Source organism: Pseudomonas sp. Lb2C2, from assembly GCF_052112205.1.
GTDB classification, from domain to species: Bacteria; Pseudomonadota; Gammaproteobacteria; order Pseudomonadales; family Pseudomonadaceae; genus Aquipseudomonas; species Aquipseudomonas kilonensis.
Map to the genome: position 1 here is coordinate 440,010 of NZ_JAUTYW010000001.1, position 24,570 is coordinate 464,579.

The window sequence follows — 24,570 nt, forward strand, 5'->3', positions numbered from 1 at the left end:
CCTTTCGTTTCACTTACAAGGATAAGAATCATGTTCAGCTGGTATCGCCAAGTCACTGCGCGCGAGCGCAAAACGTTTTGGGCCTGTTTCGGCGGATGGTCGCTCGACGCCCTGGAAGTACAGATGTTCGGCCTGGCGATACCGGCGTTGATCGCCGCGTTCGCCCTGACCAAGGGTGATGCCGGGCTGGTCAGCGGTGTGACCCTGGTCACTTCGGCCATTGGCGGTTGGGTCGGCGGGACGCTGTCGGACCGTTACGGGCGGGTGCGCACGCTGCAGTGGATGATCTTGTGGTTTTCCTTCTTTACCTTCCTGTCGGCGTTCGTCACCGGTTTCCACCAGTTGTTGATCGTCAAGGCGTTGCAGGGCTTTGGGATCGGCGGGGAGTGGGCGGCTGGTGCGGTATTGATGGCCGAGACCATCAACCCCAAGTACCGCGGCAAGGTCATGGGCACGGTACAAAGCGCCTGGGCGGTGGGTTGGGGGCTGGCGGTCGGCGTCTTCACGCTGATCTACTCCCTTGTGCCGCAAGACATGGCCTGGCGGGTGATGTTCGTCGTGGGGCTGCTGCCGTCGTTCCTGATTATCTGGGTGCGGCGCAACGTTGAAGAGCCCGACAGTTTCCAGCGCCTGAAAAAAGAAAACGTCATCCCGCAAAGCTTCTTCAAATCCCTGGGCGGTATCTTTCGCCCCGAGCTGATCCGCGTGACCTTGTTTGGCGGGTTGCTGGGGCTGGGGGCACACGGTGGTTACCACGCGGTGATGACCTGGCTGCCGACCTTCCTCAAGACCGAGCGCAACCTGTCGGTACTCAACTCCGGCGGTTACCTGGCGGTGATCATCTTCGCTTTCTGGTGCGGCTGCGTGGTCAGTGGCTTGTTGATCGATCGTATCGGACGTCGCAAGAACATCGTGCTATTCGCGCTGTGCTGCGTGGTGACCGTGCAGTGTTATGTGTTCCTGCCGTTGAGCAACACCCAGATGCTGTTCCTGGGTTTCCCGCTCGGCTTCTTCGCGGCGGGCATTCCGGCGAGCCTCGGGGCGTTTTTCAACGAGCTGTACCCGGCGGATGTCCGCGGCGCCGGCGTGGGGTTCTGCTACAACTTCGGCCGGGTGCTTTCGGCGGTGTTCCCGTTCCTGGTCGGGCACATGAGTGACTCCATGTCCCTGGGCTCGGCCATTGGCATCGACGCCGGGATTGCCTACGGCGTGGCGGTGATCGCGGCGCTGTGCCTGCCGGAAACCCGCGGGCGTAGCCTGGAGGCCACTGCTGCATCGGCGCCTGCGGTGGAGAGTGACGGCCAGGGCGCCCGAGCCTGATTTTCCTTATTGTCGATAGATGAGACCCATGGCTGATACCTGTACCAAGCCGATGACCGGCATTGACTGCCACGCCCACGTGTTCAGTCGCAAGCTGGAGCTGGCCGCTGTCCGGCGCTACACACCCGACTATGACGCCACGCTCGACCAGTACCTGAACCACTTGCACGCCCATGGCTTGAGCCATGGCGTGCTGGTGCAGCCGAGTTTTCTTGGCACGGATAACCGCTACTTGCTGGCCGCGCTGCGGCAGGCGCCAGCGCAATTGCGCGGGGTCGTAGTGGTGGCGCGAGATATCAGCCGCGCCGAGCTGGATGACATGGCCCGGTTGGGCGTGGTCGGTGTTCGCTTGAACCTGATGGGCGAAGCCTTGCCTGATTTTCGCGACGTTGCCTGGACCGGTTTTTTGGGGCACCTCGCAGAACTGGGTTGGCATGTCGAGTTGCACGCCAACCTGATGGACTTACCGGGGCTGATTGATCAACTGTTGCCATTTGGCATCCCGTTGGTGGTCGATCACTTCGGTCGCCCGGATGCGCGTTTGGGCCTCGATCAACCTGGCTTTGCCCAATTGATGGAGCTGGGGCAGGGCGGGCACCTGTGGATGAAGGTATCCGGCATCTATCGATTGGGCGCAACGGCGCCGCAGAATCTTGAGTTCGCCCGCGCCTCGTTGACGTTGCTGGAACACAGCTTTGGCCCCGAGCGCTTGGTATGGGGCAGCGACTGGCCGCACACGCAGCATGAAGAACATGTCGGTTTCGAAACGGTCATGGGGCAGTTGCACGCATTGGAATGTTCGGCGTCGCTGATGCGTGCGTTATTGGTCCAGGCACCCCAGGCCTTATTCAGGTTTTGAGGCGCGCGGCCTGTGACGTCAAGTTTTCCTGAACTCGCCCAGTGAATAGGGATCTAGACTCCATTCAGGCGGTTTGAGGATGACTGATGTCGAACATTGAAGAGCTACCCATGGAAGCGCGTGCGCCAAGCGAGTACGAGAGCTTGATCGCGATGGGGACGAGCGCACTCGATGCCATTCCCGGTGCGGTGTACCTCTGTGATCGCCAGGGGTGGCTCGTCAGGTACAACAGTGAGGCGGCCGAGCTGTGGGGAAGGGCGCCGGCACTTGGAGAGAACGGTGATCGTTTCTGCGGCGCTCATCGACTGTTCCTGACCGACGGTACGCCGCTGGCATTCGAACACTGCCCGACAGCCTCGGCACTCAATACCGGCATTGCCTCGCGCAATCAGGAAGTACTCATCCAGCGCCCGGATGGCTCGCGGTTCGTGGCGCTGATGAATATCCGCGCCCTCAGGGATCGGCGGGGCGCTATTCAAGGGGTGATCAACTGTTTCCAGGACGTCTCCGCGCACCACGCCATGGCCGAAGAGCTTCGGCGCAAGAGTGCCGACCTGGAAGACTTTTTCGAAAACAGCGCGGTGGGCCTGCATATCGTCAGTGGCGAAGGCATTATCCTGCGCGCCAACAAGGCGGAGCTGACGCTGCTGGGTTATTCGGCGGACGAGTACATCGGCCGCCACATCACCGAGTTTCATGTCGACGAGCCGGTTATTGGTGACATCCTCACCAAGTTGGGCAGCGGCGACTGCCTGGAAAGCTATCCGGCGCGACTGAGGGCCAAGGATGGCTCGATCAAACATGTCACGATCACTTCGAATGGCCGGTTCGAGGACGGAAAACTCTTCAATACACGCTGCTTCACCCTCGACAGTAGCCGCGTCCATGCAGCCGAGGCCGCGCGCCAGGACAGCGATGACCGGCTTTCGGCGACCTACGAGGCGGCGACCATCGGTATTGCCGAGGCCGACGTCGACGGTCGCTTGCTGCGCGTCAACGATGCCCTGTGCAACATGCTGGGGCGCTCGCGGGAAGAGCTCCTGTCGATGACATTCCTGGACTATACCCACCCCGATTGCATCCCGCAGGACGCGGGGTTGTACGCCCGCCAGGTGGCCGGTGAACTTGATAACTACGTGCTTCGCAAACGCGCCGTGAAGCCCGATGGCGAGGTCGTTTACCTCGACATCCACAGTTCTTCGGTGAGGGACGCCAGCGGTACGTTTCGTTATGGCGTGCGAGTGTTGCAGGACGTCACGCTGGCGCGGCGGATGGAAAACCAGGTCCGCGAAAGCGAACGGCACATGCGCAATCTTCTCGAGGCATTGCCTGCCGCGGTGTACACCACTGACGCCGATGGCCGCATCACCTTCTACAATCGCGCCGCTGTCGAACTGTCCGGGCGCACCCCTCGGCTGGGCGACCAGTGGTGCGTGACCTGGAAACTGTTCAACACGGACGGCAGTTTCCTGCCCCACGACCAATGCCCGATGGCGGTGGCCCTGAAGGAAAACCGGCCGATTCGCGGCGTCGAGGCCGTTGCAGAGCGGCCGGACGGTAGCCGTGTTCCGTTCACGCCTTATCCCACGCCTTTGCATGATGCCGATGGAAACCTGGTGGGCGCCATCAACATGCTGGTCGACATCTCCGAGCGAAAGCAGGTGGAATATCGACAGAAGACGCTGATCGATGAACTCAATCACCGGGTCAAGAACACCCTGGCCACGGTGCAATCGCTGGCGGCCCAGACGGCGCGCAATGCCGAGGATGCGAAAGACGGCTATAGGCGTTTCGAGGCAAGACTCCTGGCGTTGTCGCGGGCACACGATCTCTTGACGAAACGGCATTGGGGGCAGACGCCGCTCGACACCCTGGCCCACGAAGTGCTGATGCCGGTGTTTGGGCATGAGCCTGGTCGCTTCGTGATTGAAGGCCCTTCTGTGGACGTCGGTACTCGCGTGGCGCTCAACCTTACGATGACCCTCAATGAATTGGCGATCAACGCGCTGAAATATGGCTCGATGTCGGTCGAGAGCGGGACGCTTGCAGTCACTTGGCACCTGCAAGCCCAGGCGGACGGAACGTTGCTGACCCTCGACTGGCGCGAACAAGGAGGGCCTCCGGTGTCACCGCCGGAACGGGAAGGGCTCGGGTCACGCTTGATGCAGCGCTGCATCGAGCGCGACTTGGCCGGCAAGTTCGACCTCACCTACGCCCCGCAAGGCGTTTGCTGCCGCTTTTCGTTCCTGATAGGGGTGACCGGGGCATGACCCCCTTTGCGGGCGTCAGGGTGCTGGTCGTCGAGGACGAAGGCGCGATTGCCCTGTTGATCGAAGAGATGCTGGAGGAGTTCGGATGCGAAGTGGTGGCGTCGGTCGCTCGGCTCGCTGCTGCATGTGAAGTCGCTGGCTCGGCGCAGGTTGACCTGGCGATCCTGGACGTCAACCTGGCTGGCGAGCGGGTTTTTCCGGTGGCCGAAATCCTTCGCGGTCGCCATATTCCCTTCCTGTTCAGCACCGGATACGGCGCCAGCGGACTGCCAGCCGAATACGCCGGGTGCCCGGTCCTGCACAAGCCTTTTTCGCAAAGTGAGTTGCAGCAGAAAATTACCGTTACGCTGAAGGAGGCCCGCGAAAGCGGCCTGGCATCCAACACCGATCCCCACTGATCCAACACCCTCCCCAGCAAGCCCAGTCCCGGTGTTCAAGCAGCCCTCGACAAGACGTTGCCCCAGGACTGTGCTAAATCTCTTACCAGCAACCCACCTACCTCTCTAAACCCATTCAAGGAGTGATCATGAGTCTCCACGGTCATTACGATCCGCAGAACATCTTTGCGCTGATCCTTCGCGGCGATGCGCCGTGCTACAAGATTTACGAAGACGCCGATGTGTTGGCCTTCCTGGATCTCTTTCCTCAATCGCGCGGCCATGTCCTGGTCATCCCCAAAGCCTCCCAGGCGCGAAATATCCTTGAGGTCGAGCCTGCCGTCCTGGGCGCGATGATGTCTGCCGTGCAGCGCCTGACGCGGATCATCGTGGACGAATTGCAGCCGGACGGGGTTCAGGTCGCGCAGTTCAATGGTGCTGTGGCCGGGCAAACGGTCTATCACATTCACATGCACATCATCCCTCGCTGGGAAGGTGAGGCGCCCGGCGTGCATGGCAGGGGCAAGGCGGATCCCGAGGAGCTGGAAGCACTCCAGGCGCGTCTGGTCGAGCGCATTCGTTCAGAGGCCTGATGCCGGGCAGTGCAAGCTCCCGGGGGATTTCGGATGGATAGGACAATGGCGGTTGTCCCGGCTTCCAGTGTGGGAGCGAGCTTGCTCGCGATAGCGGCAATACATCCAACATTGATGCTAACTGAGGACGCGCCGAATTTCCCAAGCAGGGCCGCCGTGATTCACCTGTCTCTGGACGGATCACAGGCAGTGCGATTGGTCGAGATCAAGTAAATCGGATTTATGCGATTGCGATATAAATGCTATGTCATTGGCATGGTTTATCGATTAATGCGGCAGGGGTAATTTGTTTCTCTACGATATCAATCGAGAGGAAAGCCAAATGACTCTGCGTTCAACCGGTAGCCTTTGTTTTGCGCTATGCGCGGCGGCGCCTTTTGCCGGCGCCGCCAGTACAGAAAGCACCAGCGAGTCGCGGACTTCGCAACAGATCAGCCGGGCCGACAGCCAGGCTTCAGTCGCAGGCCCGGCGGACTATTTCACCGGGCGCGTGCGCGTTGATCCTCTGTTCCCGGCAACCAATGAAATCAATGCCTCCGGCGCCTACGTCAGCTTCGAACCGGGCGCGCGTTCGGCCTGGCATACCCATCCCGCCGGACAACGTTTGGTGGTGATTTCCGGTGTCGGCCTGACGCAGGAATGGGGCAAGCCCGTGCAGCAGATCCGCCCGGGCGACGTGATTGTCTGCCCGCCAGGCATCAAGCATTGGCATGGTGCCGCGCCGACGAGCGCCATGACCCACCTGGCCGTGACCGGTACGGTGGAAGGCAAAAACGTGGAGTGGCTGGAGAAGGTCAGCGAAGAACAGTACGGTGCCGCTGGAACGGCTACGCCATCGGCCAAGCCGGATGCCGTGGCTGTTTCGCAAACCCTATCGACCAAGCAGCAAGCCATCCCGCTGATTGCCGCCGCCATGGCGACGAGCAATATGCCTGGCCTCAATACCGCCCTGAATCAAGGGTTGGATGCCGGCCTCACCGTCAGCGAGGCGAAGGAAATCCTGGTGCAGCTTTACGCCTACAGCGGCTTTCCCCGCAGCCTCAACGCTCTCGGCGAATTGATGAAAGTGGTGGAGGCGCGCAAGCAACGCGGCGTCCAGGACGACCCGGGGCGCGAGCCCGCGCGCCTGATTCCTACCGGCGATGCGCTGCTGGCGGCGGGCAGGGCCAATCAGACGCGCATTGCCGGTGCGCCCGTCCAGGGACCGTTGTTCGACTTCGTCCCGGTCATCAACCAGTACTTGCAGACGCACCTGTTCGGCGACATTTTCGAGCGTGACAACCTGGACTGGCAAAGCCGTGAGCTGGCGACCGTCGCCGCGCTGGCGGTCACCCCCGGCGTGGAATCACAACTGCGCTCGCACATGGCCGCCAGCCTGCGAGTCGGCCTGAGCGCTTCGCAACTGCGGCAACTGATCCAGCTACTGGGCGAGCAGGGTGATGCCGCTGCGGCCAAGCGTGCCAGTGAAGCCTTGGATACCGTTCAGGCCAGTCAACCTTCATAACGCAAAGCTTCGCGCAACAGCGTGAAGGCCGGTGAGTTTTGGCGGCGACTGGGATAGTAGAGGTGGTAGCCGGAAAACGGCTCGCACCAATCTTCCAGCACCCGAATCAACCGGCCTTGCGCGACAGCGTCCTGGACCAGGTCCTCCGGCATATAGGCCAGCCCCAGCCCTTGAAGGGCGGCCTCCAGGCGCATCGCGATGGTGTTGAACACCAACTGGCCTTCCACCCGGACATTCAGTTCCTGTCCGTTTTTCTCGAACTCCCAGATGTAGAGGCCGCCATGGGTCGGCATGCGCAGGTTGATGCAATTGTGCGCCGTGAGGTCGTCGGGAATGACTGGCTTGGGGTACCGGCCGAAATACGTCGGCGAGCCAACCACCGCCATGCGCATGTCAGGGCCGATGCGCAGGGCAATCATGTCCTTGGCAACTTGTGGGCCCAGCCGCACACCGGCGTCGAAACCCTCCGCGACGATATCGGTAAAGCCGTAGTCGACGATGATTTCGATGTTGAGGTCGGGATGATCAGGTAGCAGCCTGGCGAGAACGGATTGCAGGATCGTGATCGCGGAGTGCTCACCGGCAGTGATGCGCAACTTACCCGCCGGCTTATCGCGAAACTCACTGAGCATCGCCATCTCGTTATCGATCTCTTCGAACCGCGGCGCGACCACCCGCAACAGGTGTTCACCGGCTTCGGTCGGGGCGACACTTCGAGTGGTTCGCGACAACAACCTGACCCCCAGCCGCTCCTCCAACTGACGCATCGCCCGGCTCAGCGCCGGTTGCGACATGCCCAGCTTGGCCGCTGCGCGGGTGAAGCTGCGCTCCTGGGCTACGGCGGCGAAGATGGCGAGTTGGTCGTAGCGTTCGGTGGTCATTGATCCGTCTCTGGTATGAGCAGGGAGGGATTATGGCATCTGCCGGATTAATTGGCTGAGCCATGGTTGTGGTCTTCCAATCACATCGCACCCGTCGCGCAGCGCAGCGTTTCGGTGGTGGAAGGGTTGTACGAGCTTCTCGTAGGAATCGACGGAGCGAATATTGCCCATTGACTTGCAGGACATTTCCTAGAAAATTCCAGTCCCTTGCGCCTGCTGATTTCGGTGCCTAGTCTTTGTCCACCGCTGCCAATTCAGCGGTCGGGTTTAGTCGCTCGGTATCTCGTTAGGCGCAAGGTCTCCTTGAAGTCAGGCTACGATTTTCTCGCTGATTTTATGGTGGCTGTGCGCAGGGCACTTTCGAGTGCGCCGGTTTCCTAACGTCCCGGTCGACTAACCTGCGCACAGCCGCCACCCCACTTCGTTTAGTCGCGAACAGTGGCGGATCCGACTGACGTTAGGAGGTCCATATGGACAAACTCATCCCCGACCCACCTGTTCCACCGCTGCACCTGGACATCGCGGCCGACGCCAACGCCGAACGTGTCATCGATTCCTATCTGAACCCCAAACCCGCCCAGCCTGACAAGAAGCCACCTCCGGAGCAGCTATTCACCGTCGTGGAGGGTGTCGATGCGGAAAGCCTGCTGGCCAACCTCAGCGAAACGTTGGCCTCCGCCAATGCCATGGCCAACGATTTAGCGTTCGATCTGGAGGATTCTCGACGGCATGTTGCACTAGGGCTGCAACAATTGATTGAACTAGGTCTGCTATTGGCAAACCGGGCGCTGGATGTCATCGACCCTAGATAAGCGTTCGGTGGAATAGATTCCATTTTTCCCAAGATGGATTGGGTCGGAAGCGAAGGGCTGCTTCCGACCCATAACGGTCTTTAGCTTTTGACAGTCTGAAAGTTTATGTAATCTCGCGAAATCCGTTCGCAAATTCGTTGTAATACCCGGGATGCCTTTATGCAGACTGCTCAAACCAGGCTACTCGCGCTTGCACTGATAGAGATCAGGACGTTGCTTGCAGATTATCTGGGCAGTGATGTAGATGCTCCAATGAGCGTCCGTGTTGCGGCCCATATGGCCTATGCACTCCACAATGAAGCGGAGGCTACATACAGCAATGTTGACTTTCAACTCGACTGTGCGACCCAGAAAATAGCCGCAATTGATCAGATTCTTGGTGTTTCGGATGGAGCCGCATTGTTGAGTAGATTTGACGTCGAAGACAAAATCAACCCGGATGACGCCCAACCTGGATGACCGCTTCTGGCCGATTGCTGTCTATTGGGACGGGCAAAAACCCAAAGCGAGTATTGGCAAGTGGTGAGTGTTGGCCGGCACTGGCTCGGTTCCTAGTGGAGACACATTCAGCGCATCCAAGCACGAAGAGCTTCGAACTCGGTTGGGTTCGGATGGCATAGTCGGGCGGCTAACGATTCCTCTTCTTCTTGAGAGATGAAGGCTTTGACAATTTTCGAGATGCCTCGAGGGCCAGTCTGGTAATTCATGGCGACACACTGTCGACTAAACAGGGCCTCAAGAAGCGCATAGTCTGCGGGTAGTAAAACCGTTTCGATCAATGCCACTTCACTTTTCAGTGCGATACTCAAGTCCATTTGAGGCGGTAGCCAAGATAAGTCCGTAGCGACGCGCACGTATTCCCTTGTCACGAACGACGAGATATCGGCATGGGCAAGTGGAGATGGCTGAGCAAAATGAAGTACCTGAGCGATCCCCGAAGTCCCGTTTTCCAATCGAACCAGGCAGTAGGGCTCACCGCCGCCTGTAGCTGCAAAGGGAAGAAAGGTTCGACCTTGCTGGTCATCAGGGTTAAGCCACTCATTGATTTCTCGTTCTGCTTCTTCGGCATCGATCCAGTGAAAATCTACAAGGCTACTCAGTGCAGCCTTTGAAGGGGGTGTATGTGCTATTCCCATGAGTGCTGCGAGGCGTTCTGGAAATTCAATGTCAATTCTGTGTGCAAGATTTTGAAAGGCTTCGACGACTGCAACAGCTTGTCCATAATTCAAAGTAGAAGAATCTCCATATCTGATAGCAGCGCAATCGAAGTCTGGAATTTAAATCAACGCCCTCGATTTCCAGGCTTGACCTGCTGTTCATGTGAACCGCTATTGTCGGGCGCTCGCAGGATCCTACAAAGCTACAGCTAGAGGCGCAAGCACCCTAAATCCACTGACCGCTTTTGGCCGATTGCTGCCTCTCACGAAGGGCTGCAATCGGCCAATAGCTGCCTGTCGTAATCGACTAAAATAGACCCTAAGCGCCCGTTGAGTCCTCGCCGAATATGAGCCCAAAGCAGCCAGATCTGCTCCAAGCGGAATAGAGGTTATGGCAGTTCTTTAGCTTGCTCGCGCTGAGCGACGCTGGCGAGACACTGTTCGATGAACTGAAGCTCCTGGTCGAGCTCGATCGCGCGTTTTTCCAGAGCTTTCAACGCCGCCTGGTGCTCCTTCTGCACCTCTTCTGGCGCCTTGGCGAGTTTGGCAAGCTTGCGCTGCCTCCACGCGATATCACCGTTCAGCTCGGCAAGACATTTGACACCTGATTCTTTCTTCTTAGCTGTAAATAGCTGGCACTCCAAATAGCGGATGGCGTCGTAGATTTTAACGACTTCACTGCTAGTCTTTGAGTGCACGAAGTTCAGGCTGCCCTCGTCGAAGGCGTGGTGCTCCTGGTTCTGCCCACCCCAGTTGACCAGGTCATTCTTGATGAAATTGAAGTATGACAGGTCATAGTCAATGAACGGTTCCACCAGCGAAAAGGTGTGTTCCAGGCTGACCTGCAGGTACATGCTCTTCTTGAGCTGTGATTTATTAAATTGCGCGGTCACTTTGACTTCATTTTCTATGCAGAACTCAAGCACCATGGATTCGAACCAGATACGACAATAGAGCAGCGCTTGACGCACATCGAATACCGAAAGCGCGGCAAGAATTTTCTCCTGGAAGCTGCCCACGTGATCAATGACTAGAATGCCTTTGTTCGTATAACTGAGAACATTACTGGTGTACTGAATCTGCTGAGCATGACGCTGGGCAATAATACAGAAACGCTCCCAGAAAAGACGGTCATGGGTGGTGACGACCATTTGGATCCGGCGCAGGTAAGCATCGCTGAAGAACAGGTCGATGATGTTCGATCGGTGATCGGTGTCGATCGCATTGACGACGTCATCGAATACGATGAGCGGGAAGTTGTTCTTCTCAGCCATCGCCAAGAGGATGGACAAACCCAGCGCTCGCAGATGCCCTTCGCTGAGCACCGCAAACGCATCAAGGAATGATCCGTCCACGCTGGTGATCTTGATCCGATAGCTATCCGCCTGGCGGTCGAAGGTCAACGACGCGATCTGCTCATGGTCATCGTCGTGGTTGTTGATCGCGCGGTAGTACTCGGCAGCCTTGGCTTCGATCCCTGTTATTCGCGCTTTCTCCAGCTCAAGCTTGTAATCCAGCAAGTCGCGGTACAGCGTTCGGTACTCAGCTTCCAGATCCTTGAGCAACTGGTTGAAGTGGCTATTGTCGACTGCATCGTTGAGCAATGCCGCTTTTTGCTTTTTCAGGTCTGTCATCTGGTCGTTGGCGACCTTGAACTCGCTTATAGCCAGTTTTTTTCTGTCGAACTGCAGCTTCAGCAATTCGTCAATTTCTTTCAACTGCGTCACCCGTTCTTCGAGGCGGGCTGCCTGGGCGTCTGCCTGGCCAACCTCCCGAAGCTTGCGCTCACAGGCGCGCAAGTAGTCTTCGATCTGATCTGCACCCCGCGCGCAGAGCTTCAGAAACGAGTCGAGAACGGACGGCGCCACTTCCGAGCGATCGGTAGCGGCATGGAACTTTGCAAGCTCCGCCTCCAATTCGTCCATGTTCAGTGGGCAGGGAACACCGGCGTGCTCATTGCCTTTCACCGCGCCGATTCCGGTCGCGACTCGTGAAGCCCAGAGCGCGATCCGGGCGTCATTTATCTGCCTGGATTGCTTGAGGGACTCCAGTGCACCCAACGCCTTGATCTGTTCTCGCGCCCTCTCGAACGGGTTCATCACCACCTGGTCGAGGGGCGTCAGGCATGCGGGACAGGTTTCCCCGGCCTGCAACTGTTCGATGGCCGACAATGCCTCATATACGGCGCGATAATTGACCTCGCTGGCCCTCTGCAGAAACATCTTCTCGATATCGGCTCTGCGATGGAGCAAGCGCTGAGCGATGGCACAGATACGCCTGACCTGCTTCAGCGATATAGCGAACGGGGCCTTGGCGGCTCGCAGGCGCTCAGCGCCACGAATATGTATTTCAACCGTGTCGCGCAACCGCAAGACCTTTCGGCGCACATCGAAGTCTTGGTCGGCCCTCAGCCCCAGCAGCCTACAACTCTCGGAAATCGATGCATGAAGGTCTGCCCTGCGATTACGCCGCAACTGGCCCAGGCTTACCCGGGCACATTCCAGGGTGTTCAGTGCCTCGGCCTGATCAGCACGTATGAAGGCTTTGAGCGAGAAGCTTTCAGGCCGGACGAACCGAGAAATGACCTCCTGGAGTTCTTCCAAACCAAACAAGGTGGCCAGGACATCACTCTCGGCACTGCCAGTATCCTTGGAGCCCAGCAACGAAAATTCTTGAAGACGGTTCCGATCAATGAAACAGCCCGACCAGCTGATGCTTCGCTTGACTGGTAACTTGTCTGTTCCCATCAGCATGAGCTTGGGCTTCACCTCTCCCCGGGCGATGTACTGATTGACCTTAGTCTTGCGCCTGGCCGCTTCTTTGATATCGCCAGTGGTGCCGATTTCCAACGCCTCGCACAACGATGATTTACCGCCGCCATTGGGTGCGTAGAAAATGTTCTTCAGCTTGCTAAAGCGAATGAAGGTGCCTGTGTCGTCAGGGCCAAACTCTCCGAAGCCTCGGAAGTTTTTTACGCGAAGGTAATCCAACGTGCCGAGTCCAGACGGCGGTATTCGATCCAGTTCCGGCTTGCTGTCGAGCACCTTTTTGAAGCGTGCGGCGATGCGCTGATAGTTGCGCCCCAGCAACTGGTCAGCTGCCGCTGTGATATGCGTTTTGATGTGGTCGGAATAGCGGCCCTTGCCTTGGTTCGCCTGGTACATGCACCAGAGCAGCACGAGGTAAGCGTCACTGCGTCCTTGAAGATTCTGCCTGGCAAAACTCAATAGGTACTGGCTCATCGCACTTCCTCACTGATACGCATGAGCGTAGCCGGACGGAAATCAGAAAGCCATTATCGCCAAGCCAAGTGTCTAGGCTCTTTGCTATTGTTGAGCTCTGCCGATCTGGGCCTGGTACCTCATAGGATTCAGCTCTGCTTCTTCTTAATGTTGCTCGTTCCGTTCGGCATGGAGGAAGTGCTGCTAACACTGGCAACGCATCCTCAGCTCCTGCCTTGATCCCCACGTGACGCTCAACGCTGGATTTTTGACAAGGAATAATTCTTGAAACGCATGCCGAGAGATCCATTAAAATTCGACCCGGTTGAACTATTTACCGCCGTAAGCAGGGATAATAATTACAGAATCGAAGCAGAAGAGGATATCGAAGACTTCCTAGATAAAGTTGGGAAGTCTCTCAAATCATCTCTTAAGAACCAAAACCTGCTGAACGGTAAGCGAGTCGAAGCTTTATTTGCTCATGTTGTCGGAGCTTTAGGCAAGTGCGCAATGGTAAAGCAGGAAGACAGTGGTGCAATATTCACCGCAGGAATGAATGTTCAGGCGCCCGATTACTCTATTGCCTTGAATGACGGAACAAGATTTCTTGTAGAGGTGAAGAACTGCCATCATGGTGATCCCAAAGAGGACTATGAGTTTCGGAAGGACTACGTAGTACGGCTGGAGAATTATGCAAAGCTACAAGGTACAGCTGTAAAGTTTGCGATTTACTTCTCCAGAATCAGAAAGTGGGTGCTCTTATCCAAAGAATCAATGACTGAACATCGGAATAAATATACGACCAACTTCATTGAAGGCTACGCCAAGAGCGAAATGATATTGCTGGGGGATAGAATGATCGGCACTAAGCCGAATTTGAGCATCGAGTTGATTGCAAAGCCCGAAGAAGAGTCAGGAGTCAACGAAAACGGACAAGCCTCAATAACAATTGGTGATGTCAAGCTGTACTGCCATGATAATGAGATTTTGACGGAAAATGAAAAGCATATTGCATTTTATCTCATTAGATTCGGAGACTGGACTACCGACGATCCTTCGGCTGAGATGGATGGAGAAAGAGTTAGGTCTATACGGTATGATTTTTACCCTGACGTACCATGGGAAGAAGACCAGGGATTTGCAATGCTAGGCTCACTGAGTTCAATGGTCACTAGCGCTTACAATGAGCATACCGTATACGAAAGTAAGATATATGCCCTTGATGCCAAGGTTAATCCTGAGGTGTTTTCAGTGCATATTCCTGACGAATACAAAGGCGATAAGCTTCCACTCTGGCAGTTTTGTATTCAGCCGAACATGGATTTCAAGATATAAAAAAGGGGCCAGATGGCCCCTAACCTTATAACTGATCACCCTTCGTCTACATGCTCTTCCTTGAATAACTTCAATACTTCAGTACCTGTTACAATCCTGAAAACCTTAAGGGTGCCATTTGGTCAGGGTTTATCTACGTGTAATCCTGCGAGCATTACAACAACTGATGCAGTCATGTGTAGCGCATAAGCCACGACATCATCTCTCACGTGTCTAACCTCCGGGCCCTGACCGTGGGCACTTTCATTGTTTCTTAGCGAGACAACCCCCTCCATCAGACTCACAAGGGCGGAAAGGTGACTCTGATAATACGCAGGAAATAACTGCTCATTCTGTAATATTACTATTAGACGCTTGGCGTTATCCGATGACTTGTAAGCCCAGCCGCGGGCACTGCAGATAGCCCTCATAGTGCTCTCGACGGTCTTCAGGGCTTCGTTCAAGGCCTCTTTATGCCGCCCATGCCTGTAATGCTCATAAGCAAGGATGAACTCTTGCTGAGCGCCCTCGAATCCCGGTTGCTTCAAGAACTGGATCGCAGGCTTAACTACAACCGCATGATGAAACCTTGAGTCGATTCGGATAATCTCGCCATTGATGAGCTCATAACCAACCCCATGCTCTCGAAATCTTATATTGAGATCATTGATAAAGTCACGGCACTGTTCATCATAATCAGGGTATTCATGTGTCTGATTAATGATCAGCTCTATGGCATCCATGACTCTTTCAATATCTTCCTCTTTTCGAAGGAAAAGAATCAGCTCATGATAATCATCGTTTTCAGGGTCAGTCGCGATGTGATGCTTTCCGTATTCGAGACGGAGAGTCTTAACGACATAATGGACAATTTGATTGCATGTACTTAAAGTCTTGTAGAACTCGTGTTCGTCGCCGATGAGCTCGTTGAGCATATAAAGCATCTGAATGCGGAGAGGCATTGGGAGCTTGTCGTATACATAGACGTCTGGGCCACCCCCGCGTAGCCGCTTCTGACGCTTTGAAAATAGATCTGTGACTGCCATGTACCGTTCCCTGCGATCTTGGATAGCAGCATGCTAGCAGATAGACTTGATCTTACGCCTGCGGTTGAACCTCCTGAGTGCTCAACCATGCTGAAACCTTATCGCTCTTGCTCATCTCCCGAAGCTCGGCCGTGCCTGCCGCCAGGAGATCAAGGAAGCGCTGTCGTCAGCGTGCAATCCACGCTTTGCCAACAATTCGGTGGCATCCGAGATCCCCGCATCACCAAAGAACGCCGTTCTATCGGAAAATAAATCCCCGTGAGTGACACCATGCCCCCCATCTCGATTCCAATACGAGGTGAAGTGCCACCCACCGGTCGTCACGACAGGAAACGGGAAGTTAATCACGGCTTTACCGGTGGTGTAGTGCTCACGTCAAGGCTGGACTTTGTTTGACGAGTGACAGCCTCAGCTTTAGCTTTCGGCCCAGCGCATTTACTGAATCGATTTAGTTGTCGTGGAGCGAGGCTCGGGTCCGCTTCTGGCCGAAAGCTGCCCGTTGTGGAGGACAGCTTCCGACCCAAAACACCCACCTGCAGATCACCCAGGCCATCCACCCTCACACCTGATCCATCGCCTCGCTCACCCACCGATCCTCACCCAGGAACCCGCCACTCTGGTGGTGCCACAGCCGCGCATAGATGCCGTTCCTGGCGAGCAATTCAGCGTGGGTACCCTGTTCAATAATGCGCCCATCATCCATGACAATCAGTCGATCCATCGCCGCAATCGTCGACAGTCGATGAGCAATGGCGATGACAGTTTTACCCTGCATCATTTCATCGAGGCTTTCCTGGATGGCGACTTCGACTTCCGAATCCAGCGCGCTGGTCGCTTCGTCGAGGAGCAGGATCGGGGCGTTCTTGAGCATCACTCGGGCAATCGCGATGCGCTGGCGCTGGCCGCCCGACAACTTGATGCCGCGCTCGCCCACCAAGGTGTCATAGCCGCTGTGACCCTGGCGGTCGCTCAATTGGCTGATGAACTCATCGGCCTGGGCATTGGCCGCGGCACGGCGGATTTGTGCGTCGCTGGCATCGGGTCGGCCATAGGCGATGTTGTCGCGAATGGAGCGGTGTAGCAGGGACGTATCCTGGGTGACCATGCCGATGGCGCTGCGCAGGCTGTCTTGCGTCACGTGGGCAATGTCTTGCCCGTCAATGCGGATCTGCCCGCTGTCGACGTCATAGAAGCGCAGCAGCAAGTTGATGAGCGTGGATTTGCCCGCGCCGGAGCGGCCTACCAGGCCGATTTTCTCGCCCGGGCGAATGTTCAGGCTCAAGCCATCGAGCACCTGGCGTTCACCGTTGTAGTTGAAGCTCACATTGTCGAAGGTGACCGCTCCGCCGGAGGTCACCAGTACCCCGGCGTCCGGCGCGTCCTGCACCTTGGGGCCGCGGGTGAGGGTGGCCATGCCGTCCTGCACGGTGCCGATGCTCTCGAACAGCGAGGTCATTTGCCACATGATCCAATGCGACATGCCGTTGATACGCAGCGCCATGGCAGTGATCGCCGCCACGGCACCGGCGCCGACTTCGCCCTGGTGCCACAGCCAAAGGGCATAACCGCCTGCGGCCATGATCAACCCCACCACCAACGCCTGGTTGACGATCTCGAACTGGCTGACCAGGCGCATCTGGCGAAAGCCGGTCTGCTTGAAATCCTCCATGGCCGCGCGCGCGAAGTGCGCTTCACGATTGGAATGGGAGAACAGCTTCACGGTGGTGATGTTGGTGTAGGCGTCCGAGATACGTCCGGTCATCGAGGAGCGCGCATGGGCCTGTTCCTGCCCGACTTTGCCCAAGCGGGGCACGAAGTAGAGCATGGCCAGCCCGAACAACACGATCCAGGCCAGGAACGGCAGCATCAGTTTCAGGGCGAAGCCGCCGGCCAATGCGATGATCGCAATGAAATACACGCCGATCCCGGGTGCGATCTCGATCAGGGTGAACAGCACGTCGCGCACGGCCAGCGCAGTCTGCATCACCTTGGTGGTGACCCGGCCGGAGAACTCATCGGAAAAAAACGACAGGCTTTGGCGCAGCATCAGGCGGTGAAAGTCCCAACGCAGCCGCAACGGCAGATTGATCGCCAATATCTGGTGCTGAACCATGGTGCGCAACGCCACCAGCCCGATGCTTGCCACCATGACGATGCCCATGCCCCATAGCACGCGATTCTCCTGCGCCGCCGCATCGCCACCGGTCTGCCAGGTCGAGAGCAGGTCCACGACCTGACCGAGGAAAGAAAACAGCCAGGCTTCGTAGATCGACACAGCGGCGCTGAGCAGCGCAAACGCAAGGATGTAACCGCGGGCGCCCCGTGTGCACGCCCAAAGAAACCGAGCCAGGCCTGCGGGCGGTGGCGGTACCTCGTCGGGCGGGAAGGGGTCGAGTCTTTGTTCAAACACGCGAAGCATGGTGGTCTCCAAAACGATCAATTAAGGAGATTCTGCCATTTAAAGGTGGCTTTGAGGGTTATGTGACGCTGTGGTCGAACTGACCGCTTCAGGGATTGGAACTCATCCGCCCCCGGATCGCCATGCGCAGACAACCCCAGGCGATGAATCCGATGATCAACACCTCGGCCATGCCCACCAGCATGTTGAATGAGAAGGTGAGCGGTTGCTCGGCCCAGTAGAAGGTTGTCGTGCCCGTTCGACCGCCGACACGCAGCCGCCCGGCAAACAGAGCGGGCACCAATGCGATGACACGACTCAGCTCCAATAGTGCCAGGAAAACACCCATTAGAAGGAGCAGGGCGCGTGCGGGCGTGCCGAGTTTTTCGGTGATCGCATGGGCAGGCGTGAGCCCCTTGGCTTTGCGCTGCCTGGCTTCCCTCACCGCTTTACCGCTGGTTGGGGCTGGAGCAGGCCTGTAGGTTGCCTTCTTCACACCCGCCGTCGAGCCCACCACGACTTCGGTGGGCACTGCCACGTTCAGGTAGTCGGCCAGCTCACGCAACCACAAGTCGGTGTGTTGATTTCCTGGCACCACCGGAACGTTGTCGGTCGTCAGGCGGTGTTCGCTGCCATCGCGCATCACCAGCCACAATTGGGTGTAGGCCGGCTCGGCATCTTGGCGGCGGCGAAGTTCGAGGCATTTGGGGGTATCGATTCTAAACACCGAATGCACACGCTCTCGACGCCCAAAAAAGTTTCGGGTGCGGCGCTTGCCTTCACCGTCGCGTCGCGATAACAGCAAGGTCTCGCGGATGCCGGTGTACACCATCAGGAGGAGGCCGAGTGCAGGAATCAGCAGCAGCCCGAGCACGATCAGCAGTGAAGTCAGCGGATCCAGGTCAGTCAGGGGCGAGCCTTCATCAGAGGTCACAAACACGGCGAACGCCACCGGCAAGATGAAGGCAAGCACGCCTGTCAGCAGCACGAAGGCGCTCTGCACCCGGTTGCGCGAGTGGATGTACAGGTCATCCTGCGCGGTGCGCTCGAACCGATGTCCAAACAACATGCAGACCTCCTGGTGCGCCGCTTTTAGATCGATCAATGGGGCGTACAAAGTGGCACGCCGCAGGCCTGGATCGTGTTTTAACGCCGCGCAGAATACCTCATGCCCAGACAAAATCACTCCGCGCTCAACTCCCACAACACATCCAGCACATGTTGCGTAGGCCGTTCGATGTCCCGACTGCGGTGGGCAATCCCCAGTTGACGCCACAATAAGGGCTTCAAAGGCCGCATGACGATCCTGTTATCGAGCAATGGCGTGGCCGCCTCATGGGGCAACAGCGTCGCACCATATCCCGCCGCCACCAGGCTTTTGATCGCGTCGTTGTAGTTCAATTGAATGCGCGGCGCAGGCTGCTGCCCATCACTGGCGAACCACTCCGCCGTCAGGCGCGAAAGACGCGTGGTGGTGTCGTTCAAAATCAACGGCTGAGCGGACAACCAAGCGGGGGTCACAGCCTCCGGGGACTCCCAGCGAGCTGGCAAGAAGGCCATGACTGGGTCTCGTCGCCACGGCTCGATCCGCAAGCCCTTCACCGGGGACTGCGGCAGCGCGACCAAACCGATCTCCAAGGAGCCCTCGGCAAGTTTCTTCAAGGTTTCCTGGGAGGTGAGCACCGCGACTTGTACATCGATCGCGGGGTGGCGTTGGCTCAATGTCTCCAACGCATGCGGCAGCAACTGTGCGATGGCCCCCGTGGAGGCGCCTAGCCGCACACGTCCGGCCAATCCTTGAACCTGACGTTCGACGTCTTCAAGTGCCTGCTCTGCGTCTGCCAATAGGCGCCGTGCGCGTTCCACCAGTGTGTTCCCTATCGCTGAAGGTTGAACGCGGCCACGCGTGCGTGACAACAGCTTGCCGCCCACGCGCGCCTCCAGGTCGGCGATATGCAGACTGACGGTGGGTGGTGCAAGGTGCAGCGCACGGGCCGCTTCGGCAAATGATCCCAGGTCGGCAATCGCCACCAGCGTGCGCAGACGGTCCAGGCTGATTTCGCGCATGAGGATTTCCTTGTTCAGAAAAACTGAATTTCATCGTTTATAAATTCAACTTTTCCTATCTTAGAGCGTCGCTGAAGATTGGGCTCCTGATTTCCAATGTCCGAGAGCATTCCATGGCAAGTCCCCTTGTATTCATCGATGGCGACCAAGGCACCACCGGGCTGCAAATCCATCAACGTCTGCGCGAGCGCAGCGATCTGCGGCTTTTCACACTCAGCCCCGAACATCGCAAGGATCCGCAACGTCGCGCCGAAGCCATCAACCACTGCGACATCGCTATTCTCTGCTTGCCCGACCAAGCCGCCCGCGACGCTGTAGCGACCATCGAAAACTCCTCCGTTCGGGTGATCGATGCGAGTTCGGCGCACCGCACCCACCCAGACTGGACCTATGGTTTCGCAGAGATGAATCCGCAACAGGCCCAACGCATCGCCGCCGCGCGTCGGGTCAGCAATCCCGGTTGCTACCCAACGGGGGCGATCGGGTTGCTGCGCCCATTGCTGGAGGCCGGATTGGTGCCCAGGGATTACCCGATGAGCATTCATGCCGTGTCGGGTTATTCCGGAAAAGGACGGACCGGCGTGGAAGAGCATGAGGGTGCGGGCGCAGCGCAGGCGTCGGCATTTCAGGTCTATGGGCTGGGGCTGGCACACAAGCATGTTCCGGAGATTCAGCAGCAAAGCGGCCTGACGGAGCGGCCGATGTTCGTGCCGGCCTATGGCGCTTTCCGGCAGGGAATCGTGCTGACCATACCCTTGCAAACCCGGTTGTTGGCGCCAGGCGTGAGCGCGGTGCAGTTGCATGCCTGTCTGATGCAGCACTACGCCGATGCGAGCCATGTACAGGTGATGTCGATGCAGGAAGCTAAAGAGTTGACGTCCCTTGATCCTCAAGCGCTTAACGGAACCGATGATTTGCGATTGTCGGTGTTTGAGAATGATGAGACCGGGCAGGTTTTGCTGGCTGCGGTGTTTGACAATCTTGGGAAGGGCGCCGCTGGCGCGGCGGTGCAGAATCTGGACTTGATGCTTGCAGGCGCATGACCGCGCAAATCAGCCCGCTGCCCTGACTTCAATGGGTAGCGGGAACATTTTGTTTTGGCATGAAAAATCGAGCAAACAGCTCAGATTGCGACTTGATGTTTAGTTTTGCGTAAATATTGCGGCGGTGAACTTTTATGGTCTCCGCCGAGAGGGACAGCTTTCCGGCTATTTCTTTATTGGAGAAGCCGCTGAGTAATAAACGGAGTACGTCACTCTCGCGTGCTGTTATTTGTGTGCCAAGCTGATTGACCGTTTCCGGCCACAGAGGCGGCTCAGTCAGGGTTTTATCTACGTCAGTTTCAAAAACCATGCGCTGATGCATCAATGCGGTTACCCACGGTTTGATGATGTCAAGCATGGTTATTTGTTCCTGGCTAAAGCGGACTTTGCTGCCAATGGAAATGCACAATGTTCTATTGGTGTCGAGCTGGACATTGTACTGTGCCTCATCCATGGAGATGTATTGTGCAAAATACTTGTGGTAGTACTCGGTTTCAAGAAAGTACTCGGGTGCAATATCCAATAGGTGAAAGAAGCCGCTCTGTGGGTTTTCTCGATTAGCTATATAAAATGGATCAAGTAGATAAAGCCCCTTCACGTAACGATGAGTGAATGCGTCGACTTCTTCCGCGTCTGCTACCTCAGGAAGACTGACGACCTGTACGTGTTGATCGCTGAAAATCAATACAACCCAATTATCGATTTGCACGTACTCATTTAACGTGCGAACAAGTGAACTCCAGAAGTCTGGACGGTTCAACTGCATGATCAGCTTTCCAATCGATCGATGCCAAGCCAGGCTGTGAAGGTCAAACGGCATTTTCTACCCCTTTAGGGTTAGGGATTGGCAGGTCAAGGGTAAGTATTCGTAGGTATTTACTATTCGGTAGCACCCGGTATATTCGCTGCCAGGGTTTACGATAGCCATGAGGGCATATCGTCTTGACAAGGATGTTGCATGAGAAAGTCACATTTGCGAACCATTTTTTCGTCCTCGCTTCTCTGTGCCGGGATAAGCACATCAGTAGCGGCTGTAGAGCCCGGGATGTATCTGTATAACTGGTTCGGGTTGCTTGCGCCGGAGACGCCAAAGGAGTTTGAACAGGAAACTGGTACGAGCGTGCATATGGATGCGTTCGACAGTGCCGAAATCATGCAGAGCAAGGTCATGGCTGGACGCACCGGGTATGATGTGGTTGTGGCGACCTCCAATGTGTTGCCCAGCCTGATCCAGGCGGGAGTCCTTCAGCCGTTGGATCGTAATCAGCTGAGTAACTTTTCACATATCGATCCCGATATCTTGTCCCAACTCGCGGTCAATGACCCTGGTAATCGCTATGCTGTGCCCTATTTATGGGGCACTACCGGCATTGGCTATGACGTTGACAAAGTCAGGGGCGCGCTGGGTGATAATGCTCCGGTGAATAGTTGGGACCTGATTTTCAAAGAAGAAAACATTAGTAAGCTCCAGTCATGTGGTGTGGCAATGCTTGACTCTCCCAGCGAGATCATTTCGATTGCTTTGAACTATCTGGGACTCCCTAGCAACAGCAAGAACCCGGATGATTACCTGAAAGCCCAAGCCTTGCTGTTGAGAATCCGCCCTTATGTCCTCTATTTCGACTCCTCCAGAATTGACGCCGACCTGGCTGACGGTAATATCTGTGCAGTTGTGGGATGGGCTAATGGTGCCCTTGCTGCACAGGCCAGCAACGAGAAGGCCAGCACGGGGCGCAAGATTGCCTACAGCCTTCCTCGCGAAGGAGCGCTGTCCTGGTCGGAGAATCTGGTCCTGTTAAAAGATGCTCCCCATCCCAAAGAAGGTATGGCGTTCATTAATTATATGATGCGACCAGAAGTTATTGCCAAGACCTCAAACCACACGCTATACCCAAACGCCAATAAAGATGCCGCTGAGTTTGTCGAGCAGAAGCTGCGAGACAATCCCTGGATTTATCCAGACAAAAAAACGGTCGCAACACTTATTCCACTTGAGCCACTGCCATTGAAGTTGGAGCGGATTCGCACGCGGATCTGGACCAAAGTGAAGAGTGGTGTGTGATCTGACTTGATTTGTCGCCTGCTGCTCGATGCAAGCCTTTATTTCATACATGGGCGTGGGGCGAGCAGCAGGTTTTAAAAAGAGAACAGCGGATGTTCAGCCCAGCCAATCAAACGCACTTCAGTTTGACAATCGACGGTTGTGAGCACGATTTTCAAGTGCTCGCATTCACCGGAGAAGAGGCAATCAGCAGGCCTTATCTCTTCAACGTGGCGTTTGTTAGCGAGCGGTCTGACCTGGATCTGGACGCGCTCTTCGACACAGAGGCTTTTCTGGCTTTGGACACGAAGGGCAACGGCATTCATGGGCGGGTCTATCACATCGCTCAAAGCAGTCATGGCCAGCGTCTGACGCACTACAGCCTGGCCCTCGTACCGCACCTGTCCTACTTGCGCCACCGCATCAACCGGAGGATCTATCAACAGTTCTCGGTGCCGAAAATCGTCGCCTTGATACTGGAAGAACACGGCATTCTGGGCGACGCCTATCGGTTTCATCTGGGGTCGACCTACCCCGAGCGTGACTGCTGTACCCAGTACGACGAAACAGATTTGCACTTCATTCAGCGTTTGTGCGAGGAGGAGGGTATCCACTTTCACTTCCAACACAGTGCTCAAGGCCATGTGCTGGTCTTTGGTGATGATCAGGCGGTTTTCCCCAGGATGGAGTACCCGACTGCTTATGGACAAGCGTGCGACAGGGTGACCAACGAGCCACTGATCAAGCGCATCAACCTGCGCCTGGGACAGCTAACCAGTCGTATCTCGCATCGCAACTATGATGTGGAGCAACAGCAGGACATTGAAAAAGATCACCGGCCGGAGCGTTTCACCGGTCATGAGCACGGCAAGCAGATACGTTTTCGGACTATGGAGCGCCGCCATGCGGCCTATCGGCAAGCTGAGGGGCAGAGTGACCAGACTCGGTTACTCAGTGGCCATGTGCTGGAAATCTCAGGCCATCCGCGCCAGGAGTGGAACGCTCCATGGCTACTGACTCAGGTCATCCACGAAGGCCGGCAACCACAGGTATTGAGTGAGGACGTCGCCGGTGGCAGCACTGACAGCGAGGATGACTTCCATCAGGGTTACCGCAACCGCTTTATCGTTCTTCCATGGAATGTGCCCTATCGTCCGCCGTTGGCTCACAAGAAACCTCAGGTGCCAAGCAAGCAGGCTGCTGTAGTCGTCGCTTTAGAAGACGAGGGGATCCAGAGTGATCGGCGCTTTGGAAGGATCAAGGTCAAGTTCCCCTGGGACCGCGAAGATCGATTTGACGACAAGAGTCGTTGTTGGCTGAAGGGGGGCGTCGATTGGTGTTGTGAAATTGGGCCGCCCCGGACGGGCATGGAAGTCGTGGTCACATTTCTCGAAAACGACCCTGATCAGCCGGTGGTCAGTGGGTGCCTGTGTTGCCGCTAGGTGGGCCTGCCGCCGCTTTCCTTCGGCATGTGGTCAAGCGAGATCCACGCACCCTTCAAGAACCAGCGCGCGTGGACCGGTGCCCGCTGCTCAAGTGCACGCAGCCTTCATGGACACGCTCGCTTTTGGTTATGCACCTGTCATTTCCACGGACGAATACCTGGCATGCTGATCGCTGATGGGCGGCGGCAGTCGTCCATTTGCCGTCGAGTTCGTGAGCTATGC

Annotated in this window: 20 protein-coding genes; 12 read left to right on the forward strand and 8 right to left on the reverse strand. The window is 56.7% G+C overall.

The window, feature by feature from the left end; translation table 11 throughout:
- Window positions 1-30 precede the first annotated feature (30 nt).
- The 6 genes from Q7F16_RS01895 to Q7F16_RS01920 all read left to right on the forward strand — a co-directional run bounded on the left by Q7F16_RS01895 (window position 31) and on the right by Q7F16_RS01920 (window position 6,923).
- Window positions 31-1,320, forward strand: coding sequence for an MFS transporter (locus tag Q7F16_RS01895; protein ID WP_053187903.1), 1,290 nt, complete (start codon window positions 31-33; stop codon window positions 1,318-1,320).
- 28 nt (window positions 1,321-1,348) lie between these two features.
- Window positions 1,349-2,179 carry an amidohydrolase family protein gene (locus Q7F16_RS01900; protein ID WP_409555496.1) on the forward strand — a complete coding sequence of 277 codons (831 nt, stop codon included), beginning with the start codon at window positions 1,349-1,351 and terminating at the stop codon, window positions 2,177-2,179.
- 86 nt (window positions 2,180-2,265) lie between these two features.
- A complete protein-coding gene (locus tag Q7F16_RS01905) occupies window positions 2,266-4,449 on the forward strand; it encodes a PAS domain-containing sensor histidine kinase (RefSeq protein ID WP_409555497.1) in 2,184 nt (727 codons plus the stop codon).
- Window positions 4,446-4,847: a response regulator gene (locus Q7F16_RS01910; RefSeq protein ID WP_409555498.1), complete on the forward strand. Its 402-nt coding sequence runs from the start codon at window positions 4,446-4,448 to the stop codon at window positions 4,845-4,847. The genes Q7F16_RS01905 and Q7F16_RS01910 overlap by 4 nt, the downstream gene beginning before the upstream one ends.
- 128 nt (window positions 4,848-4,975) lie before the next feature.
- Window positions 4,976-5,419, forward strand: coding sequence for an HIT family protein (locus Q7F16_RS01915; protein ID WP_409555499.1), 444 nt, complete (start codon window positions 4,976-4,978; stop codon window positions 5,417-5,419).
- Between the two features lie 322 nt (window positions 5,420-5,741).
- Window positions 5,742-6,923 carry a (R)-mandelonitrile lyase gene (locus tag Q7F16_RS01920; protein ID WP_409555500.1) on the forward strand — a complete coding sequence of 394 codons (1,182 nt, stop codon included), beginning with the start codon at window positions 5,742-5,744 and terminating at the stop codon, window positions 6,921-6,923.
- On the opposite strand, the gene Q7F16_RS01925 is transcribed toward Q7F16_RS01920, so the two are convergent.
- Window positions 6,911-7,804, reverse strand: coding sequence for a LysR family transcriptional regulator (locus Q7F16_RS01925; RefSeq protein WP_095962232.1), 894 nt, complete (start codon window positions 7,802-7,804; stop codon window positions 6,911-6,913). The genes Q7F16_RS01920 and Q7F16_RS01925 overlap by 13 nt on opposite strands.
- Window positions 7,805-8,274: 470 nt before the next feature.
- Here Q7F16_RS01925 and Q7F16_RS01930 point away from each other — a divergent pair, with 470 nt between their 5' ends.
- Window positions 8,275-8,616, forward strand: coding sequence for a DUF6124 family protein (locus tag Q7F16_RS01930; RefSeq protein ID WP_204127988.1), 342 nt, complete (start codon window positions 8,275-8,277; stop codon window positions 8,614-8,616).
- 159 nt (window positions 8,617-8,775) lie between these two features.
- Window positions 8,776-9,075: a hypothetical protein gene (locus tag Q7F16_RS01935; RefSeq protein ID WP_409555501.1), complete on the forward strand. Its 300-nt coding sequence runs from the start codon at window positions 8,776-8,778 to the stop codon at window positions 9,073-9,075.
- Between the two features lie 107 nt (window positions 9,076-9,182).
- On the opposite strand, the gene Q7F16_RS01940 is transcribed toward Q7F16_RS01935, so the two are convergent.
- Together Q7F16_RS01940 and Q7F16_RS01945 are read right to left on the reverse strand one after the other, a co-directional pair.
- Window positions 9,183-9,845, reverse strand: a complete 663-nt coding sequence (locus Q7F16_RS01940) for a hypothetical protein (RefSeq protein WP_409555502.1) — start codon at window positions 9,843-9,845, stop codon at window positions 9,183-9,185.
- Window positions 9,846-10,162: 317 nt separating this feature from the next.
- Window positions 10,163-13,015 carry an AAA family ATPase gene (locus tag Q7F16_RS01945; RefSeq protein ID WP_409555503.1) on the reverse strand — a complete coding sequence of 951 codons (2,853 nt, stop codon included), beginning with the start codon at window positions 13,013-13,015 and terminating at the stop codon, window positions 10,163-10,165.
- 264 nt (window positions 13,016-13,279) lie between these two features.
- Here Q7F16_RS01945 and Q7F16_RS01950 point away from each other — a divergent pair, with 264 nt between their 5' ends.
- The gene (locus tag Q7F16_RS01950) at window positions 13,280-14,329 is read left to right on the forward strand and encodes a hypothetical protein (RefSeq protein ID WP_409555504.1); all 1,050 of its coding nucleotides are present in this window, start codon (window positions 13,280-13,282) and stop codon (window positions 14,327-14,329) included.
- A 122-nt stretch (window positions 14,330-14,451) separates the two neighbouring features.
- Here Q7F16_RS01950 and Q7F16_RS01955 read toward each other — a convergent pair whose 3' ends face one another.
- From Q7F16_RS01955 to Q7F16_RS01970, 4 genes are all read right to left on the reverse strand, one after another.
- A complete protein-coding gene (locus Q7F16_RS01955) occupies window positions 14,452-15,354 on the reverse strand; it encodes an STM4504/CBY_0614 family protein (protein ID WP_409555505.1) in 903 nt (300 codons plus the stop codon).
- Between the two features lie 559 nt (window positions 15,355-15,913).
- Window positions 15,914-17,773 carry an ABC transporter ATP-binding protein gene (locus tag Q7F16_RS01960; protein WP_409555506.1) on the reverse strand — a complete coding sequence of 620 codons (1,860 nt, stop codon included), beginning with the start codon at window positions 17,771-17,773 and terminating at the stop codon, window positions 15,914-15,916.
- An 88-nt stretch (window positions 17,774-17,861) separates the two neighbouring features.
- Window positions 17,862-18,821 (reverse strand): hypothetical protein, encoded by a 960-nt coding sequence (locus tag Q7F16_RS01965; RefSeq protein ID WP_409555507.1) that lies wholly within the window; start codon window positions 18,819-18,821, stop codon window positions 17,862-17,864.
- A 113-nt stretch (window positions 18,822-18,934) separates the two neighbouring features.
- Window positions 18,935-19,819, reverse strand: coding sequence for a LysR family transcriptional regulator (locus tag Q7F16_RS01970; RefSeq protein ID WP_046062268.1), 885 nt, complete (start codon window positions 19,817-19,819; stop codon window positions 18,935-18,937).
- A 113-nt stretch (window positions 19,820-19,932) separates the two neighbouring features.
- On the opposite strand from Q7F16_RS01970, the gene argC reads away from it, so the two are divergent.
- Window positions 19,933-20,862 (forward strand): N-acetyl-gamma-glutamyl-phosphate reductase, encoded by a 930-nt coding sequence (gene argC, locus Q7F16_RS01975; RefSeq protein ID WP_409555508.1) that lies wholly within the window; start codon window positions 19,933-19,935, stop codon window positions 20,860-20,862.
- Window positions 20,863-20,890: 28 nt separating this feature from the next.
- Here argC and Q7F16_RS01980 read toward each other — a convergent pair whose 3' ends face one another.
- A complete protein-coding gene (locus Q7F16_RS01980; RefSeq protein WP_046062270.1) occupies window positions 20,891-21,682 on the reverse strand; it encodes a response regulator transcription factor in 792 nt (263 codons plus the stop codon).
- A gap of 138 nt (window positions 21,683-21,820) precedes the next feature.
- Between Q7F16_RS01980 and Q7F16_RS01985 the strand changes: the two genes are divergently transcribed.
- Both Q7F16_RS01985 and tssI read left to right on the forward strand, forming a co-directional pair.
- Complete coding sequence (locus tag Q7F16_RS01985) at window positions 21,821-22,924, forward strand: polyamine ABC transporter substrate-binding protein (protein ID WP_409555509.1); 1,104 nt, start codon at window positions 21,821-21,823, stop codon at window positions 22,922-22,924.
- A gap of 92 nt (window positions 22,925-23,016) precedes the next feature.
- Window positions 23,017-24,345, forward strand: a complete 1,329-nt coding sequence (tssI, locus tag Q7F16_RS01990; protein WP_409555510.1) for a type VI secretion system tip protein TssI/VgrG — start codon at window positions 23,017-23,019, stop codon at window positions 24,343-24,345.
- Window positions 24,346-24,570: the final 225 nt, after the last annotated feature.

Excerpts from the sequence above, each read along its gene's own strand:
- Q7F16_RS01895 (WP_053187903.1), top strand. The coding sequence starts at position 31 with ATGTTCAGCTGGTATCGCCAAGTCACTGCGCGCGAGCGCAAAACGTTT.
- Q7F16_RS01920 (WP_409555500.1), top strand. The coding sequence starts at position 5,742 with ATGACTCTGCGTTCAACCGGTAGCCTTTGTTTTGCGCTATGCGCGGCG.
- Q7F16_RS01955 (WP_409555505.1), bottom strand. The coding sequence starts at position 15,354 with ATGGCAGTCACAGATCTATTTTCAAAGCGTCAGAAGCGGCTACGCGGG.
- Q7F16_RS01970 (WP_046062268.1), bottom strand. The coding sequence starts at position 19,819 with ATGCGCGAAATCAGCCTGGACCGTCTGCGCACGCTGGTGGCGATTGCC.
- Q7F16_RS01980 (WP_046062270.1), bottom strand. The coding sequence starts at position 21,682 with ATGCCGTTTGACCTTCACAGCCTGGCTTGGCATCGATCGATTGGAAAG.
- Q7F16_RS01960 (WP_409555506.1), bottom strand. The coding sequence starts at position 17,773 with ATGCTTCGCGTGTTTGAACAAAGACTCGACCCCTTCCCGCCCGACGAG.
- Q7F16_RS01925 (WP_095962232.1), bottom strand. The coding sequence starts at position 7,804 with ATGACCACCGAACGCTACGACCAACTCGCCATCTTCGCCGCCGTAGCC.
- tssI (WP_409555510.1), top strand. The coding sequence starts at position 23,017 with ATGTTCAGCCCAGCCAATCAAACGCACTTCAGTTTGACAATCGACGGT.
- argC (WP_409555508.1), top strand. The coding sequence starts at position 19,933 with ATGGCAAGTCCCCTTGTATTCATCGATGGCGACCAAGGCACCACCGGG.
- Q7F16_RS01900 (WP_409555496.1), top strand. The coding sequence starts at position 1,349 with ATGGCTGATACCTGTACCAAGCCGATGACCGGCATTGACTGCCACGCC.
- Q7F16_RS01935 (WP_409555501.1), top strand. The coding sequence starts at position 8,776 with ATGCAGACTGCTCAAACCAGGCTACTCGCGCTTGCACTGATAGAGATC.
- Q7F16_RS01965 (WP_409555507.1), bottom strand. The coding sequence starts at position 18,821 with ATGTTGTTTGGACATCGGTTCGAGCGCACCGCGCAGGATGACCTGTAC.
- Q7F16_RS01910 (WP_409555498.1), top strand. The coding sequence starts at position 4,446 with ATGACCCCCTTTGCGGGCGTCAGGGTGCTGGTCGTCGAGGACGAAGGC.
- Q7F16_RS01930 (WP_204127988.1), top strand. The coding sequence starts at position 8,275 with ATGGACAAACTCATCCCCGACCCACCTGTTCCACCGCTGCACCTGGAC.
- Q7F16_RS01985 (WP_409555509.1), top strand. The coding sequence starts at position 21,821 with ATGAGAAAGTCACATTTGCGAACCATTTTTTCGTCCTCGCTTCTCTGT.
- Q7F16_RS01945 (WP_409555503.1), bottom strand. The coding sequence starts at position 13,015 with ATGAGCCAGTACCTATTGAGTTTTGCCAGGCAGAATCTTCAAGGACGC.
- Q7F16_RS01905 (WP_409555497.1), top strand. The coding sequence starts at position 2,266 with ATGTCGAACATTGAAGAGCTACCCATGGAAGCGCGTGCGCCAAGCGAG.
- Q7F16_RS01915 (WP_409555499.1), top strand. The coding sequence starts at position 4,976 with ATGAGTCTCCACGGTCATTACGATCCGCAGAACATCTTTGCGCTGATC.